Origin of the sequence: Bradyrhizobium sp. JR4.3 (assembly GCF_040547695.1) — a bacterium.
In the GTDB taxonomy this organism is placed as follows: Bacteria; Pseudomonadota; Alphaproteobacteria; order Rhizobiales; family Xanthobacteraceae; genus Bradyrhizobium; species Bradyrhizobium canariense.
On the sequence record NZ_JBEPQF010000002.1, the window covers coordinates 164,454 to 180,822 of the forward strand.

Here is a 16,369-nt window from a genome sequence, read left to right on the forward strand (position 1 = left end):
TCTATCCGCGGACGCGAAGGTCCCGGATTACGCTTTCGCTCCATCCGGGCTACGCGTTACAGCGACTGCTTCGAAAACGTCTTCCTGTACAGCGCCGGATAGCGCGCGGCCTGCAAGCCGCCGCGCGAGACGTAGGAGGCGATCAGCGCGCTCCACAGCCCGGCATTGCCGAACGATTGCAGCGCCCACCATGTGGCGAGGAAGATCGCGAGCGAGGCCAGCATCAGATTGCGCATCTCGCGCGCCCAGGTCGCGCCGATATAGATGCCGTCGAAGCCGAAGGCGAACACGCCGGGAATGGGCGCAAGCACGACGAACGGCAGGAATTCCCGGGCGCCGCGACGGACGGCTTCGCTCGCCGTCATGAAATCGATCAAGTTCGGTCCGAACAGCGCAAACAGCGCGGACACGACCAGCGCGAAGCCGAGCCCCCATAGCAGCACCAGCCGGGTCGAATCCGCAAATCCCCTGGCGTCGCGTGCGCCAAGCGTACGGCCGCAAAGCTGCTGGGCTGCGTTCGCAAGACCGTCGAGGAAGAAGGCGCTGACCAGCAGAAAATTGTTGAGCACGGAATTGGCGGCCAGCGTGACGTCGCCAGCCCGCGCGCCCTTGGCGGTGAAAAACAGAAACACCGCGATCAGCGCCGCGGTGCGGATCAGGATGTCGGAATTCACCGCCAGCAGCCGCATCAGCTTGGCCCGGTCGAACAGCTCTGCGTATGGCACCGCGAACCCACCGTCCGCATAGCGGCGGCAGACCATCATGCCGAGCCCGAATCCGGCCGCTTCGGACAGCAGCGCGGCGATCGCAGCACCCGCGATGCCGGTGTCGTAGACCAGCACCAGCAGGATCGTCGCCGCCGCGTTGACGAGATTGATGACAATTTGGAGCGCGAGCGCCGGATTGGCGTGGGCCTGGCCGACCAGCCAGCCGAGGATGACATAGTTGGCGAGCGCCAGCGGCGCCGACCAGATCCGGATCACGAAGTAGGTTTTCGCCGCGCGCGTAACGCCTTCGCTGCCGCCCATCAGGTCGAACAGCCCGGCGGCCAGCGGCAGTTGCAGCACGATCAGGGCTACGCCGATCAAGCCGGCGACGATGAAGCCGCGCACCAGGATCGCGGTCAGCTCGCGCGTCTCGCCGGCGCCGAGCGCCTGCGCCGTGAAGGCGAGCGTGCTCATGCGCAGGAAGCCGAACAGCCAGAACAGGCAATCGAAGATGACGGACGCTATTGCGACGCCGCCGAGCAGCGCGGCATCGTCGAGCCGGCCGATCGCGGTGGTCGAGACCACCCCGATCAACGGCGTGGTGAGGTTGGCGACCATCGCCGGGCCTGCGATGGCGAAGACCTGACGGGAACCGATCTTCAAGTGAACGGGTGCGTGCATGTCAGAACACGAGCACCATGCCGTCTTCGGCGGCGAGATGGGCGATGTCGTCGAGGCGCGACAGCACGTCTTCGCTCATATGGGTGAGGACGAGGCGTTTTGCGCTAATTTCGGGCAGGTGCTGTTCCAAGGTCTTCAGGCTGAGGTGATTCTTGACCACCTTCTCGTACATATAGGCTTCGGCGATGAAAAGATCGGCGCCATGCGCCAGCGGAATGAGCGTCTCCGTCCATTCGGTATCGGCGCTGTAGGCCAGCGTGCGGCCCTCGGCCTCGATACGATAGGCGAGGAACGGTCCGCCGGATTCGCCGTGCACGACCGGATAGGGCGTCACCGTCACCGCGCCGAAGCTTTGGCTCTGCCCGGGCGCGAGCTCGACGACCGACAGCTCGAAGCGCCGGTCCGTCTTGGAGGAATGCTCGAACAGAGCCTCCATCACCGTACGCAGCCGCGTCTCGATGCCTTTGGGGCCGGCGATGGTGAGCGGCCGCGTCCGCCGCGAGAATTGCGCGTCGAGGAGGACAAACGGCAGCCCGGCAAAATGGTCGCCGTGGAAATGCGTGATCAGGATGAGATCGATCTCATTGCAGTCGATCTCGAGTCGCTTCAGCGCCGGCAGAGCCGACGCGCCGCAATCGATCAGGAAGTTGGCCTCGCGCCCCGAGACGTGGAAGCAGGTGTTGAGCCTGCCGCCGGATCCGAAGGCGTCGCCGCAGCCGACAAAGCGCAATTGCATCGGCCGCCGGCTCCCTAGAGCATGATCCGGAAAAGTGTGAAGCGGTTTTCCGACAAGATCATGCTCAAAACTAACGACTTACCTGCGCGGCGCACCGAAAACGCGCATCAGCAGCCAGATCGGAATCACGATGACAGCGCCGAGCAGAAAGTAGCGCCACAGCCAGTTCACGGTGTCGAAGCCGAGATCCCACAAACGCTGGAACAGAAGACGAATGCTTAAGATGATATTCCAGGGATCGAAGCCGATCGCCGTCAGCACGACGCCGACGAGGATCGAGAGCAGCACCAGGCGAAACGCGACCGCCAGCGGCGAGCCGCCGAGAAAGCGGTTCAGGCCATCAGCGCGGCCGGCCGGCAAATCTCTGACGTCGTGGGCCATCTCAAACTCCTCAGGGGATTCGACTCTATCATAGGGCAAGGCGGGGGACATGGGGAACCCGCGATGGCGCGTCAATCGGCTTACGGGATTTTAATTCGGGCAGGGCGGGTACGCCTTCGTTGCGAGATGATCGTGCCGCAGGCTCGCTGCAACCTCTCCCGCTTGCGGGAGAGGTCGCGCCGAAGGCGCGGGTGAGGGCTCTCTCCTATTGGGGATTCCCAATGGGGAAACACCCTCTCCCCGACCCTCTCCCGCAAGCGGGAGAGGGAGCGCACCTAGTACGCCTCACGCCTCAATCTCCGCCGCCTCCGCTTTCAGCATTTTTTCCAGCGTTTCGAGCCGGTCGGCATCCCGCGGCGGCTTGTCCCAGCGTAAGCGGCTGATGCGGGGGAAGCGCATCGCGACGCCAGATTTGTGCCGCGGCGAGCGCTGCAGCCCCTCGAAGGCGACCTCCAGCACCAGGCCCTTGTCCGGCTCGTGCACGACGTGGCGGACGGGGCCGAATTTTTCGGTGGTATTGCGACGCACGAAGCGGTCGATCTGGAGCAGCTCTTCGTCGGTGAAGCCGAAATAGGCTTTTCCGACCGGCACCAGCTCGTCGCTGCCCGCGCCTGCGGTCCAGACGCCGAAGGTGTAGTCGGAATAGTAGGACGAGCGCTTGCCGTGGCCGCGCTGCGCATACATCAGCACGGCGTCGATGATGTGCGGATCGCGCTTCCACTTCCACCACTGTCCCTTCGGCCGTCCCGGCAGATAGGGTGCATCGCGCCGCTTCAGCATCACGCCTTCGACGGCGTCCGCGTCCTCGCCCGCACCGGCGCTCGCGGGATCGGCGCGTGCGGCGGTCAGCGCCTCCCAGCTTGCGAAGGCGACGGTGGGCGACAGATCGATGCGGGGATCGTCAAGCTTGCCGATGAAGGTCTCCAGCCGTTCGCGCCGCTCCGCAAAGGGTAGCTCGCGCAAATCGTTCTCGTCGTCGCCGAGCAGATCGTAGGCGCGCAGATGAATCGGAAACTCCTTGATCAGCTTCGGAGACACGAGCTTGCGGTTGAGCCGTTGCTGCAGAACATTGAAACTCTGCACGCGCCCTTCGCGCAGAATCAGAAGCTCGCCGTCGATGGCGCCGGGCATGCGCAATGACGGCACGAGGTCCGGAAAGCTGCCGGTGATGTCCTCGCCGGTGCGCGAATAGAGCCGCGCCGTGATGTGGCCGTGCTCGTCTCGGCCGGCCACCGCCTGCACGCGGATGCCGTCCCATTTCCATTCGGCGATGTAATCGGCGGGATCGAGCGCGGCGAAATCGGTGTCCTCGATCGCGTGCGCCAACATCACCGGGCGGAACGGGGCGGGATCGCGATTGACCGGCTTGTCGCCGCGGCCTTCCAGCCAGGCGAACAGGTCGAGATAGGGCGGCGCGAGACCGGGCCAGATCAGCTCGACCTCATGCGGGTCCTTGTCACCGAGTGCCGCGGCCGCGGTCTTGGCCAGCCGCGCGGAGATGCCGATGCGCAACGCGCCGGTGACGAGCTTCAACAGGGCCCAGCGGCCGGTCTCATCCAGCTCGTCGAGCCAGCGCTCGAGCTGTTTTGGCAGCTCGGTCTTGCCGAGTGTGCGCAGCGTGGTGACGACCTCGGTCAGCGTCGGCGGCGGTGGATTGTTGTGGTTGCTCGGATGGAGCGCATCGCTGGCATCTCGCCCGCGGTACCCCCCTCCCTGACCCTCCCCCACAAGGGGGGAGGGAACGGTGAGGTTCGTGCATCCATCACTTTGGGAATCGCTGTTCGCTCTCGCGCTCACTGATAGCGCCGCGCGCAACTGCGCTCCCTCCCCCCTTGTGGGGGAGGGCGGGGGAGAGGGGTAGCCCGGAAAAGATTCGTCCTTGTGTGCATTCCGCTTCGGCCACATCAGCGCCACCGTTTCCGAGAGGTCGCCGACATAATCGTAAGACAATCCGAACAGCACCGGATCGGTGCGCGACGCGATCAGATCTCGGATCAGCGCGGGCTTGGCGTGCTTGAAGCTCAGCGCGCCGGTCAGCGCGGCCAGGGCATAGCCGCGATCAGGATCGGCGACCTCGCGAAAATAACTTGTGATCAGCCGCAGCTTGTTGTTGCGGCCGGGCTCGTAGGCGAGGCGGTCGAGAAGTTCGGCGAAGCGGTTCATGCTTCGGCCTCGTCAGCGAGCGGCGTCTCGGTCTCCTCCTCGTCGCCATAGCCGACCAGATCGAGCGGCCGTGCCTGCAAACCCTTGCTTTGGCACCAATGCACCAGCGCGTCTTCCTGGCCGTGGGTGACCCAGATCTCGCCGGCGCCGGTCGCGGCGATCGTGGCGGTGAGGCCGTCCCAATCGGCGTGATCCGAGATCACCAGCGGCAGCTCGATGCCGCGTTGCCGCGCGCGGGCGCGCACCCGCATCCAGCCGGAGGCGAATGCCGTGACTGGATCGGGAAACCGCCGGGTCCAGAGATCGGACGTCGCAGAGGGCGGCGCCAGCGTGATGGTGCCGGCAAGTGCCGCCTTCTTGACGCCCTTCACCGGCCTGAGATCGCCGAGCTCGATTCCGCGGCTCTGATAGTAATGCGTGATCTTCTCCATCGCGCCATGCAGATAGATCGGCACGTCGTAACCCGCTTGGCGCAGCAGTGCGATCACGCGTTGCGCCTTGCCGAGCGAATAGGCGCCAACGAGATGCGCGCGCTCCGGAAACAGCGCCACCGATGCCAGCAGCTTCTTGACCTCGTCGGCGGCATCGCCATGGCGAAACACCGGCAGGCCGAACGTCGCCTCGGTGATGAAGACGTCGCAGGGCACGAGCTCGAACGGCGTGCAGGTCGGGTCGGGTGCATCCTTGTAGTCGCCGGAGGCGACGATGCAGGTGTCCTTGCAGGTCACCGCGACCTGCGCCGAACCGAGCACATGGCCGGCCGGGTGAAACTTCACGCTGACATCGCCGAGCCGGATCTCCTCGCCATAGCGGATCGCCTGCGTCGAGCCGGCGAAATTCTCGCCATAGCGCAGCCGCATCATGTCCAGCGTTTCCTGCGTCGCCAGCACCGCGCCGTGGCCGGCGCGGGCATGGTCGGAATGGCCGTGGGTGATCACGGCCCGCTCGACCGGCCGGACGGGGTCGATATGGAAGCCGCCCGGCTTGCAGCATAGGCCGGCGGCAACTGGCAGCAGGATGTCTTGCGGACGCATGCCTGTTATATAGGTTGCGACCCCGCGTCTTCGAGTCATCACCGCTTCGTTCCCTGGTTCCCCCAATGCCCCTGCGTCTGTTCCTGACCTCCGGCGATCTCATGGCCGACCGCCGCTTCGAGTTCGCGCGCGACCTCCAGCTCAAGGGTGATCTGGCGGCCGCCGCCGACCTGCTGGAGCAGACCATCGAGCTTGCGCCGAATTTCACCTCGGCCTGGTTCACGCTCGGCGAAATCCGCGCGCAACTCGGCGAGCGCGACAAGGCCATTGCGGCCTTTCGCAAATCGCGCGAGTCCGACCCGGGCGATCAGCACGGCGCTCATCTGCATCTGATACGCCTCGGCGATGCGCAATTGTCGGAGATGCCGAAGGCCTATGTGCAGGCCTTGTTCGATCAATACGCGCCGCGCTTCGAGCACGTGCTGATCAACGATCTCGGCTATCGCGCGCCGTCGCTAATCTTCAAGGCAGTGGTGGCCGCCCGCGTCGCCGCGAAGAAGCCCGCCCTGTTCAAGCGCGCCGTCGATCTCGGATGCGGGACGGGGCTCGCGGCCGCCGCCTTCGCAAAACAGGTCGACCAATTCATCGGCATCGACCTGTCGCCCGGCATGGTCAAGGAGGCGCGCGCAACGGGCCTCTATGCCGAGCTCGAAGTCGCCGACATGATCGAAGGCCTGCGCAGCAGGAGCGAGGCGAGCGCAAACCTCGTCGTCGCTGCCGATGCGTTCGTCTATCTCCCCGATCTCGCGCCAGTGCTCAGTGAGGCCAGGCGCGTGCTCGCGCCCGGCGGCGTGCTTGCGTTCACGCTGGAGACCCATGACGGCAGCGGGATCGTTCTCGGCGAAGGCCTGCGCTATGCCCATTCGGCGGAATATGTGCGCGATGCGATGGCGCAGGCCGGCCTCAAGGTCCTCACATTGGAGCGGGCCTCGCCACGCACCGAGAACAATGAGCCGGTGCGCGGCCTCGTCGTGGTCGCCGAGAAAACTTGAGTCTAGGCGCTATAAGCGGCGCTTTAAGCGTCATTGCGTCGCAAAGCCGTGACTTCCCACTTGCGAGCCGTGCGGCGATGCCAGCACAATGCGCGCACCAGGGAGAAACGAACAATGACGAAGAATCCATCGCGGCGCGATTTCAGCGCCGCCGCGCTCGCGACCATCGCGGCATCCACCTTGCCCGCGCCCTATGTCTGGGCCGCGGAAAAGAAATACGATGCCGGCGCCAGCGACACCGAGATCAAGATCGGGCAGACCGTGCCGCATTCCGGCCCCGGCTCGCTCTACGGCGTGCTCGGGCGCGTCGGCGAAGCCTATTTCCAGATGCTGAACGAGAAGGGTGGCATCAACGGACGCAAGGTCAAATTCCTCACCATGGACGATGCCTACAGCGCGCCGAAATGCGTCGAGGCGACGCGGCGCCTGGTCGAGCAGGAGGAGGTGCTCGCGCTCTACGGCTCGCTCGGCACCGCGCCGCAGACCGCCGTGCACAAATACCTGAACTCGAAGGGCGTGCCGCAGCTGCTGCTCAACACCGGCGCGTCGAAGTGGAATAATCCGAAAGAGTTCAAATGGACCATGGCGGGCCTGCCGCTCTATCCGACCGAGGCGCGCATCCTGGCGCGGCACGTCGTCAGCGTGAAGCCGAACGCGAAGGTCGGCATCCTCTACCAGAACGACGATTTCGGCCGCGACTTCCTCGGCCCCTTCAAGAAGGTTCTGGAAGATGCCGGCGGCACCGCCAAGGTGATCATGGAGCAGACCTACGATCTGACCGATCCGACGGTTGATTCCCAGCTCATCAACCTCTCGAAGTCGGGTGCGGACGTCTTCTACAACATCTCCACCGGCAAGGCGTCGTCGCAGTCGATCCGGAAAGTGGCCGAGCTCGGCTGGAAGCCACTGCAGCTGCTCTCGGCCGGCTCGACCGGCCGCTCGATCCTCAATGCAGCGGGCCTCGAGAACGCCGCCGGCATCGTCGCCATCCGCTACAACAAGGAAGTCGGCCTGCCCAAATGGGAGAAGGACCCCGACGTGATGGCGTTCGAGGAGCTGCGCAAGAAGTACACGCCGGCGATCGATCAAGACAACACCATCGCCTTCGCCGGCTACGGCCAGGCCGTCACCATGGGCGAGATTCTGCGCCGCTGCGGCGACGAGCTCACGCGCGCCAACGTGCTGAAGCAGGCCTCCAACCTCAAAGGCTTCCACTCGCCTTATTTCCTCGACGGCGTCACCTACGACTACACACCTGACGACTACACGCCGATGAAGACGCTCTTCATCTCCACGTTCACCGGCAAGGACTGGGACATCTCCGACAAGCCGATGTCGGAGTAGGGGCGGGCGGGATGCTGTAGGGTGGGCAAAGGCGCACTTGCGCCGTGCCCACCATCTCTCCATGCGTTTGGGTGCACATGGTGGGCACGCTTCGCTTTGCCCACCCTACGGGACCTCCCCCTCGACGAACCCACCCCCACGGCTTACCTGTGATGCCGTGCCGCCCCGCATCCGCAAATCTCCGGCCGAACCTGCCGCGCTGCTGCCCGACCACTTCCAGGCGTGGTTCGCAGCCCGCGGCTGGTCGCCCCGCGCGCATCAATTGGCGCTGCTGGAGAAGGCGCGCGAGGACCGGTCCGCACTGCTGATCGCGCCCACCGGCGCCGGCAAGACGCTGGCGGGATTTCTGCCGACGCTGGTGGAGTTGAGTTCTGCGCCCAAAGCTTCGGCGAAATCGGTGATCTCCACCGGCCGCAGTCTGCAACGCACCGGCGGCCTGCACACGCTCTACATCTCGCCGCTCAAGGCGCTCGCGGTCGATATCGCGCGCAACCTCGAGCGTCCCGTCGCCGAGATGGCGCTGCCGATCAAGATCGAGACCCGCACCGGCGACACGCCGACGTCGCGGCGGCAGCGGCAGCGACGCTATCCGCCTGACATTTTGCTGACGACGCCCGAACAACTCGCGCTGCTGCTGTCCTCAGACGACGCGCCGTTCCTGTTCTCCTCGCTGAAGCGCATCGTGCTCGACGAGCTGCACGCGCTGGTGACGTCCAAGCGCGGCGATCTTCTCTCCCTCGGGCTGGCGCGGCTGTGGCGATTGGCGCCGCAGATGCGCGCGATCGGCCTGTCGGCGACCGTGGCCGAGCCGGAATCGCTGGCGCGCTTCCTGGTGCCGCAGCCCGGCGGCAAGGAAGCGGCCGCCGACATCGTCATTGCCGGCGGCGCGGCGCCGCCGCTGGTCGAAATGATGGACACGCGCGAGCGCCTGCCCTGGGCCGGCCACAGTGCGCGCCATGCGCTTCCCGAGATCTACGAGCTGATCAAGGCGAACAAGACCACGCTGGTTTTCGTCAACACCCGCAGCCAAGCCGAGATGCTGTTCCAGAATCTCTGGAGCATGAATGATGACAATCTCGCCATTGCCCTGCATCACGGCTCGCTCGACGTTGCCCAGCGCCGCAAGGTCGAAGACGCGATGTCGGCGGGCAAACTGCGCGGCGTGGTCTGCACCTCCTCGCTCGACCTCGGCGTCGACTGGGGCGACGTCGACCTTGTCGTCAATATCGGTGCGCCCAAGGGTTCCTCCCGCCTGATGCAGCGCATCGGCCGCGCCAACCACCGGCTCGACGAAGCCTCGCGCGCGGTGCTGGTGCCGGCGAACCGCTTCGAGGTGCTGGAGTGCCGCGTCGCGATCGACGCCATCGCGGAGAATGCGCAGGACACGCCGCCGCTGCGGATCGGTGCCCTCGACGTGCTGGCCCAACACGTTCTCGGCTGCGCCTGCGGCGAGCCATTTTTCTCCGACGAGCTCTACGACGAAGTGCGCACCGCCGCACCTTACGCCGATCTCACGCGGCAGGATTTCGACGACGTGGTCGATTTCGTCGCCTCCGGCGGCTACGCGCTGAAGACCTATGAGCGCTTCGCCCGCATCAAGCAGGACAAGGAGGGGCGCTGGCGCGTCGCCAATCCCAAGGTGCGGCAGAGCTACCGGATGAATGTCGGCACCATCGTCGAGGACGACATGCTGAAGGTGCGGCTGGTTCGCTCGCGCGGCGGTGGTCAAGGAAAAGCAGGCGGGTCGACGGGCGTGATCGCGCGCGGCGGCAGGCTGCTCGGCGAGATCGAGGAAGCCTTCATCGAAGGCCTCAGCCCGGGCGACACCTTCGTGTTCTCAGGCGAGGTGGTGCGCTACGAGACCCTGGTCGAGGACCAGGTCTATGTCTCGCGCGCCAACGACAAGGACCCGAAGGTGCCGTCCTATATGGGCGGCAAGTTCCCGCTCTCGACCTATCTCGCCGAACGGGTCCGCCGCCTGCTCGATGACGGGCGCGCGTGGGGCGCCTTGCCGGAGCAGGTGCGCGACTGGCTGTCGCAGCAAAAGGACGTCTCGCGTGTGCCTGAAGTGCGCGAGCTGCTGGTCGAGAGTTTTCCCCGCGCCAACAAGCACTACATCGTCTGCTATCCCTTCGAAGGCCGTCTCGCGCACCAGACGCTGGGCATGCTGTTGACGCGCCGGCTGGAGCGTGCCCGCGCCCGACCGCTCGGCTTCGTCGCCAACGAATATGCGATCGCGGTCTGGGCGCTCGGCGACCTGTCCTCCATGATCCGGGACGGCAGGATCGACCTCGATGCGCTGTTCGACCCTGATATGCTCGGCGACGACCTCGAAGCCTGGCTTGCCGAATCCGCGCTGATGAAGCGCACGTTTCGCAATTGCGCGATCATCTCCGGCCTGATCGCGCGCCGTCACACCGGCGAGGAGAAGAGCCGCCGCCAGGTGCTGTTCTCGACCGATCTCGTCTACGACGTCCTGCGAAAACATCAGGCCGACCACGTGCTGTTGCGCGCCGCGCGGGCCGATGCCGCCACCGGCCTGCTCGATCTGCGCCGCCTCAGCGACATGCTCACCCGCATCCAGGGCCACATCACGCATCGGGAACTCGACCGTGTCTCCCCGCTCGCGGTCCCCGTGATGCTGGAAATCGGCCGCGAGTCAGTCTATGGCGAAGCGGGAGACGAGCTCCTGGCTGAAGCCGCCGACGAGCTGGTCAAAGAGGCGATGGGATAACAGCAGGTTTTGACGTGACGGCAGGCGCGCTGGTTTCAGGAGATAACGAGGACATGCGCGTTTCGAATGTCAGCATCAGCAGCGTGACGTTCGTGGCCGATCTTTCCGGGGCACTGTTCTGGGAAGAGCAGCGCCTGCTCGTCGTCTCCGACCTGCATCTGGAAAAAGGTTCCAGCTTCGCCATGCGCGGCGTGCTGCTGCCGCCTTACGACACCATCGCGACGCTCGGTCGTCTCGCTGCTGTCATCTCCCGCCATGATCCCCGAATCGTCATCGCGCTCGGCGACAGCTTTCACGATCGCACCGCGCATGGACGGCTGTCGGCGGAGGATCGCGACGCGGTCGCTGCCTTGCAGGCCGGCCGCGACTGGATCTGGATTTCGGGCAATCACGATCCGGCGCTGCCGCGTGATCTCGGCGGCACCGTCGCCGACGAAGTCGCGATCGGCCCGATCACCTTCCGCCACGAGCCGACCGGCGCGGGCGGCGAGATCGCCGGCCATCTCCATCCCAAGGCCCGCGTCTCCGCGCGCGGCCGCTCGATGGAGCGCCGCTGTTTCGCCTGTGATGGGATGCGCGCCGTGATGCCCGCCTTCGGCGCCTATGCCGGCGGCCTCAGCATCCGTGACGTGGCGTTTGCAAAGATCTTTCCAAAGAACGGTTTTGTCGCGCATTTGCTCGGCGACCGCCGCGTCCATGCGATTGCGGCGTCGCGGTGTTATTGACTAGCTATCGCTTCGATCGGGCTGAACCCTCTCACCACGCGCACACTGCGCTCCCTCCCCCCTTGTGGGGGAGGGCAGGGGAGGGGGGTAGCCCAGGAAAAGTTGCGCGTTGGCGTCGCGCAAACGCGTGTGCGAATCGAGATAGTCCCCGTGTGGTACCCCTCTCCCTAACCCTCCCCCACAAGGGGGGAGGGAACGTACCGGTCTCGCAGCCGCAGATCGCGACTATCGCAACGGTTCACGCCGCCTTCGCCTGCACGTCATCGCAGAACTCTGCCAGCCGATCGGCGAGCCGCAGCGTCGCGGGACTTGCGCCCGGCGCGGCCATCAACGCCACCTCGGTCCGGTTGATTGGCGCAAAGCCGTCCTTTGCGGTCAGCACGCGGTGGTCGGACTGGATCGCCATCTCCGACAGGATGCTCAGCCCCATGCCGGCGGCAACGGCGGCCTGGATGCCGGCGAGGCTCGATGACGTGTAGGACATGTGCCAAATGCGGCCCGCGCTTTCCAGCGCGTGGATGGCGCCGGCGCGGTAGAGGCAGCCGAGCGGAAAGCCGATCAGCGGCACCGAGGCGACATCGGCGTGGATCGGATGGCTCTTGCTGGTGACCCAGTGCACCTGCTCCGGCCACACCGCGATCGCGCCCTTCTCACCGGCTGCGCGCTTGAACAGTGCGAGGTCGAGCTCGCCGCGATCGAGGTCCCGCGCCAGGTTCTTGCTCTGATCGGCGCGCACATCGAGCCGCAGGCCCGGATGCGAACGCGAGAAGGCGCCGAGCAGTTTCGCCAGCCGGTACGCCGCAAAGTCTTCGGGGATGCCGAGCCGGATCGCGCCTTCGCCGTCGGGCTGGCGCAGCACGTCGCGGGCCTCTTCCGCAAGCGACAACAGCCGCCGCGCATAGGACAGCAGCCGTTCGCCGGCTTCGGTCGGGCGAACGTCCTTGCCGTCACGATGCAGCAGGACCTGGCCGACATCCTCCTCCAGCCGCTTGATCTGCTGGCTGACGGTCGATTGCGTGCGATGGACGCGCTCGCCGGCGCGGGTGAAGCCGCCGGCATCGACCACCGAGACGAAGCTGCGCAGGAGCTCCAGATCGAGCATGGATGCCTCCATTCGAAAATCCACTGACTAGAAGTTAATCATTTAATTTCCAAATGACAAGCCGGCTCCCTAGATCGAGGGCTCAGGAGAATGTCCCTCATGTCGCTCGCCCCCTCGCTTGCCGCTTCCCGCAGCCGCTTCAATACGCTGCCGCTCGCCATCGGCGCGTTCTGCCTGCTCTGGAGCTACGCCTTCGTCGCCGGCAAGATCGGCGTAACCCATTGCCCGCCGCTGATCCTCCTCGCGGCCCGCTTCTCGCTCGCCGGCATCCTGATCCTCGGTGCCACGCTGGCCCGCGGCAACGACTGGTCGCTGTCGTGGCGCGATGCCGCGATCTTCGCCGCGCTCGGCGTTGCCAACAACGCGCTCTATCTCGGCCTCGGCTACACCGGGCTGCAATCGGTCTCCGCCGGCCTCGGCGGCCTGATCGTGTCCGCCAATCCGGTGTTCACGGCGGGCCTCGCCGCGCTTCTGCTCGGCGAAGGCATGACGTGGCGCAAGGCGAGCGGCCTCCTGCTCGGGATCATCGGCGTGACCTTGATCGTCTGGCACCGCCTGTCGGTCGGCACCGACTCGCTGCACGGCATCGTGTTCACGCTGGCCTCGCTTGCCTCCCTCGTCGCTGGCACCATTTTGTTCAAGCTGCTCGCGCCAAAGGGCTCGTTGTGGATCGGCAATGGCGTGCAGAATCTCGCCGCCGGCATCGTGCTGACGCCGGTGGCGCTGACCTTCGCCGATATTCATGCCATCGACCTCACGCTGGGCTTGATCGGCGCCTTCGCCTTCCTCGTGCTCGGCGGCTCGATCATGGCGTACTGGCTCTGGTTTCATCTCCTGAAAGTGTGTGGCGCGACGGCCGCCAGTGCCTATCATTTCCTGATGCCGCCGCTCGGCATGCTGTTCGCGTATCTCGTGCTCGGCGAGCATGTCGAGGCCCGCGATCTGCTCGGAATCATCCCGGTCGCACTTGGCATCTATCTGGTGACGCGGCCCGCAAAATCCGTCTCGTAACAGGAGTCCATCATGCCCATTTCCATCACCCTGATCGGCGGTCCCACTGCGCTGATCGAGATCGATGGCTTCCGCCTGCTCACTGACCCGACCTTCGATGCGCCCGGCGCCTATCAACTGCCGCATGTGAAGCTGGAGAAGACGATTGGACCCGCGCTGAAGGCCGACGCAATCGGCCCGGTCGACGCGGTCCTGCTCAGCCACGACCAGCATTCCGACAATCTCGACAATTCCGGCCGCGACTATCTGCTTAAAGCGCCGCGCGCGCTGACGACCGAGGCCGGCGTCAAGCGCCTGGGCGGCCATGTCGAAGGCCTCGCGCCATGGGCGACCTCGCATCTGAAAGACGGTGACGGCAATACGCTGACGATCACCGCCACGCCCGCGCGTCACGGCCCGGCCGGCATCGAGCCGTTGTCGGGCGACGTCATCGGCTTCGTGGTGTCGTCGAGCCGGACCGACACCACTTCGGTTTATATCAGCGGCGACACCACCTGGTTCGACGGCGTCGCCGAGGTCGCGCGCCGCTTCAAATGCGGCGTGGTGATGCCTTTCGCCGGCGCCGCGCAAACGCGCGGGCCGTTCCATCTCACCATGGACACCAACGACACCATCGAGACCGCACGCGCCTTCCCCGATGCGATGATCGTGCCGGTTCATACGGAGGGTTGGGCGCATTTCCGTCAGAACGGCGAGGATCTGCGCAAGACGTTTGATGTGCTGGGTTTTGGCACAAGGCTGCGATTGCTGGAGCCGGGGGTGCCGACCGTGGTGCAGGCGCCGTAGCCCCAACTGTCATGCCCCGGCTTGACCGGGGCATCCAGTACGCCGCGGCGGTAGTTGTGAGAGCGAACTGCCTAACGCCAGCCTCTGGAATACTGGGTCGCCCGGTCAAGCCGGGCGACGACGAGAGGAGAGAGCGTAGTTCCCTCAATCCTTCCTGAAAACAATCGACGCCATCCAGCCCGTCATCAGCGCCATCGCGGCGGTGACGAGGCCGTAGATCAGCCCGTTCTGGCGCGCCGTCGTCGCGACGAACTGCTCGAAGCCGACCTTGACGATCTCGAACGCGGTCTCGGTCTTGCCGATGAACGCGCCGTCGGCAAACAGCTTGATCTCCACCTCATAGGTGCCGATCGGCACCTCCGCGGGCAGTGGAATGCCGGTGCGGAACAGGGTCGGTGTCAGGAACGTCACCGCGCTCGGATCCTCGCGGTAGAGACCGCGCTGGGTGCGCAGGCGGATGAAGGCGGAGCGGAACGCGTCGTTCGGCACCACATCGGCATAGTCGCCGCTGACGCGTTGGGTCAGCAGCACGTTGTTGAGCCCGATCTGCTGGCGTCGCGCGATCTCGGGCGAGGTTATGACATCGAAGGAGCGGTTGGCGAACAGCGCGAGATAGCTCGGCACCTCCAGAAACTGGCGGTAGTCGGTGTTGATCCAGATCCCGAAGGTACGCTCCTTGCGCCGCGTCACCATGTCGGCGCGCGGGCCCATCACGGTGACGACGAGATCGTAGCTCTTGCGGTCGACGGGCGTGGAGGCGTCCTTCTCGACCGAGCCGAACAGCACGAGCTCCTCGCCGGAATAGTTCGGAGTCACCGTGACGCGATGGTTGGAGACCGACACGATCAGGCGCTCGGCCCGTGCGGCGGAGCCGAGCAGCAGGACAACCAGGACTGCGAGAGCTGCGCGCATCATCCGTTCACCCCCAGCTCGCGAATGGTGAAGAGATCCTCTGGCCGGATCACCAGCTCGATGGCGAAGCGGACGCCGACCGAGAGGATCAAGAGGCCAAGCAGCAGCCGCAACTGCTCGCCGCGGATCTTCTGGCCGGCGCGGGCGCCGAATTGGGCGCCGGTGACGCCGCCGACCATCAGGATCAGCGCCAGCACCGCGTCGACCAGATGATTGGTCACGGCATGCAGCAGGGTCGCAAACAGCATCGTGACCAGCGTCAGGACCATCGACGTCCCGATCACCGTCGAGGTCGGCACCCGCAGCAAATAGATCATGATCGGCACCAGGATGAAGCCGCCGCCGATGCCCATGATGGCGCCGATGAAGCCGATCAGGATGCCGACGATCACGACCGGAATGACCGAGAGGTAGATCTTGGAGCGCTTGAACCGCATCTTCAGCGGCAGGCCATGGATCCAGTTATGCGTGCGTCGCGGCGGCACCGCGCCGCGCCGGGTCCGCATCAGGGCACGCAGGCCTTCGGAGAACATCAGGCTGCCGACGGTGGTGAGCAGCACGACGTAGGACAGTGCGATCATCAGATCGAGCTGGCCAAGCGCGCGCAGCTGCGTGAAGGTCCACACCCCGAGAGCCGTCCCGGTTACGCCGCCGCATAACAGCACGCTCGCCAGCGCCGGGTCGATCGCGCGTCGCCGCCAATAAGCGAGGGCGCCGGAAAAGGACGAGGCCGCGATGTGGCTTGCGACGGAAGCGACCGCGACCGCCGGCGTGATGCCGATGAAGATCAAAAGCGGCGTCATCAGGAAGCCGCCGCCGATCCCGAACATGCCGGAGACGAAGCCGACCGCCGCGCCCATCGCCAGCACGAGGAAGACGTTGACCGGAAGATCGGCGATCGGGAGATAGAGCTGCATCGAGAGACCACGCTTCCGGCGAGACGGATCGATTGCGCGGAATGCTCGCAGGAGAGCAGAACGATTGCCGCGTCCCTCAATAGCGGAATTCGACGGCGGGCGGGACCAGGAATTTCGGGCGTGGTGAATGGGGGTGTCGGCGGC

General features: G+C 65.6%; 14 protein-coding genes. 6 read left to right on the forward strand and 8 right to left on the reverse strand.

Features of this window, described 5'->3' with window-relative positions; genetic code table 11:
• Positions 1-56 precede the first annotated feature (56 nt).
• The 5 genes from ABIB91_RS04105 to ABIB91_RS04125 all read right to left on the reverse strand — a co-directional run bounded on the left by ABIB91_RS04105 (position 57) and on the right by ABIB91_RS04125 (position 5,702).
• Positions 57-1,388, reverse strand: coding sequence for an MATE family efflux transporter (locus tag ABIB91_RS04105; RefSeq protein ID WP_354159749.1), 1,332 nt, complete (start codon positions 1,386-1,388; stop codon positions 57-59).
• 1 nt (position 1,389) lies between these two features.
• Positions 1,390-2,124 carry an MBL fold metallo-hydrolase gene (locus ABIB91_RS04110; RefSeq protein ID WP_354159747.1) on the reverse strand — a complete coding sequence of 245 codons (735 nt, stop codon included), beginning with the start codon at positions 2,122-2,124 and terminating at the stop codon, positions 1,390-1,392.
• Between the two features lie 78 nt (positions 2,125-2,202).
• On the reverse strand, positions 2,203-2,505 hold the full coding sequence (locus ABIB91_RS04115; RefSeq protein ID WP_354159746.1) for a DUF6460 domain-containing protein: 303 nt from the start codon (positions 2,503-2,505) through the stop codon (positions 2,203-2,205).
• 285 nt (positions 2,506-2,790) lie between these two features.
• Positions 2,791-4,668 carry an ATP-dependent DNA ligase gene (locus tag ABIB91_RS04120; protein WP_354159744.1) on the reverse strand — a complete coding sequence of 626 codons (1,878 nt, stop codon included), beginning with the start codon at positions 4,666-4,668 and terminating at the stop codon, positions 2,791-2,793.
• Positions 4,665-5,702 carry a ligase-associated DNA damage response exonuclease gene (locus ABIB91_RS04125; protein WP_035993976.1) on the reverse strand — a complete coding sequence of 346 codons (1,038 nt, stop codon included), beginning with the start codon at positions 5,700-5,702 and terminating at the stop codon, positions 4,665-4,667. The genes ABIB91_RS04120 and ABIB91_RS04125 overlap by 4 nt, the downstream gene beginning before the upstream one ends.
• A 65-nt stretch (positions 5,703-5,767) precedes the next feature.
• Between ABIB91_RS04125 and ABIB91_RS04130 the strand changes: the two genes are divergently transcribed.
• The 4 genes from ABIB91_RS04130 to pdeM all read left to right on the forward strand — a co-directional run bounded on the left by ABIB91_RS04130 (position 5,768) and on the right by pdeM (position 11,497).
• Positions 5,768-6,694, forward strand: coding sequence for a methyltransferase domain-containing protein (locus tag ABIB91_RS04130; protein ID WP_354159742.1), 927 nt, complete (start codon positions 5,768-5,770; stop codon positions 6,692-6,694).
• Between the two features lie 114 nt (positions 6,695-6,808).
• Positions 6,809-8,038 (forward strand): ABC transporter substrate-binding protein, encoded by a 1,230-nt coding sequence (locus tag ABIB91_RS04135; RefSeq protein WP_354159740.1) that lies wholly within the window; start codon positions 6,809-6,811, stop codon positions 8,036-8,038.
• A gap of 157 nt (positions 8,039-8,195) precedes the next feature.
• Positions 8,196-10,772 carry a ligase-associated DNA damage response DEXH box helicase gene (locus ABIB91_RS04140; RefSeq protein WP_354159738.1) on the forward strand — a complete coding sequence of 859 codons (2,577 nt, stop codon included), beginning with the start codon at positions 8,196-8,198 and terminating at the stop codon, positions 10,770-10,772.
• A 53-nt stretch (positions 10,773-10,825) separates the two neighbouring features.
• A complete protein-coding gene (pdeM, locus tag ABIB91_RS04145; protein ID WP_051058445.1) occupies positions 10,826-11,497 on the forward strand; it encodes a ligase-associated DNA damage response endonuclease PdeM in 672 nt (223 codons plus the stop codon).
• Positions 11,498-11,735: 238 nt separating this feature from the next.
• On the opposite strand, the gene ABIB91_RS04150 is transcribed toward pdeM, so the two are convergent.
• Entirely contained in the window at positions 11,736-12,599 is an 864-nt protein-coding gene (locus tag ABIB91_RS04150; protein ID WP_085384958.1) for a LysR family transcriptional regulator, read from the reverse strand.
• A gap of 99 nt (positions 12,600-12,698) precedes the next feature.
• Here ABIB91_RS04150 and ABIB91_RS04155 point away from each other — a divergent pair, with 99 nt between their 5' ends.
• Both ABIB91_RS04155 and ABIB91_RS04160 read left to right on the forward strand, forming a co-directional pair.
• On the forward strand, positions 12,699-13,610 hold the full coding sequence (locus ABIB91_RS04155) for a DMT family transporter (RefSeq protein ID WP_354159736.1): 912 nt from the start codon (positions 12,699-12,701) through the stop codon (positions 13,608-13,610).
• Positions 13,611-13,622: 12 nt separating this feature from the next.
• Positions 13,623-14,396 carry an MBL fold metallo-hydrolase gene (locus ABIB91_RS04160; protein WP_354159734.1) on the forward strand — a complete coding sequence of 258 codons (774 nt, stop codon included), beginning with the start codon at positions 13,623-13,625 and terminating at the stop codon, positions 14,394-14,396.
• A 144-nt stretch (positions 14,397-14,540) separates the two neighbouring features.
• On the opposite strand, the gene ABIB91_RS04165 is transcribed toward ABIB91_RS04160, so the two are convergent.
• Both ABIB91_RS04165 and ABIB91_RS04170 read right to left on the reverse strand, forming a co-directional pair.
• Complete coding sequence (locus ABIB91_RS04165) at positions 14,541-15,311, reverse strand: TIGR02186 family protein (protein WP_354159732.1); 771 nt, start codon at positions 15,309-15,311, stop codon at positions 14,541-14,543.
• Positions 15,308-16,225, reverse strand: coding sequence for a sulfite exporter TauE/SafE family protein (locus ABIB91_RS04170; RefSeq protein WP_275174587.1), 918 nt, complete (start codon positions 16,223-16,225; stop codon positions 15,308-15,310). The genes ABIB91_RS04165 and ABIB91_RS04170 overlap by 4 nt, the downstream gene beginning before the upstream one ends.
• Positions 16,226-16,369: the final 144 nt, after the last annotated feature.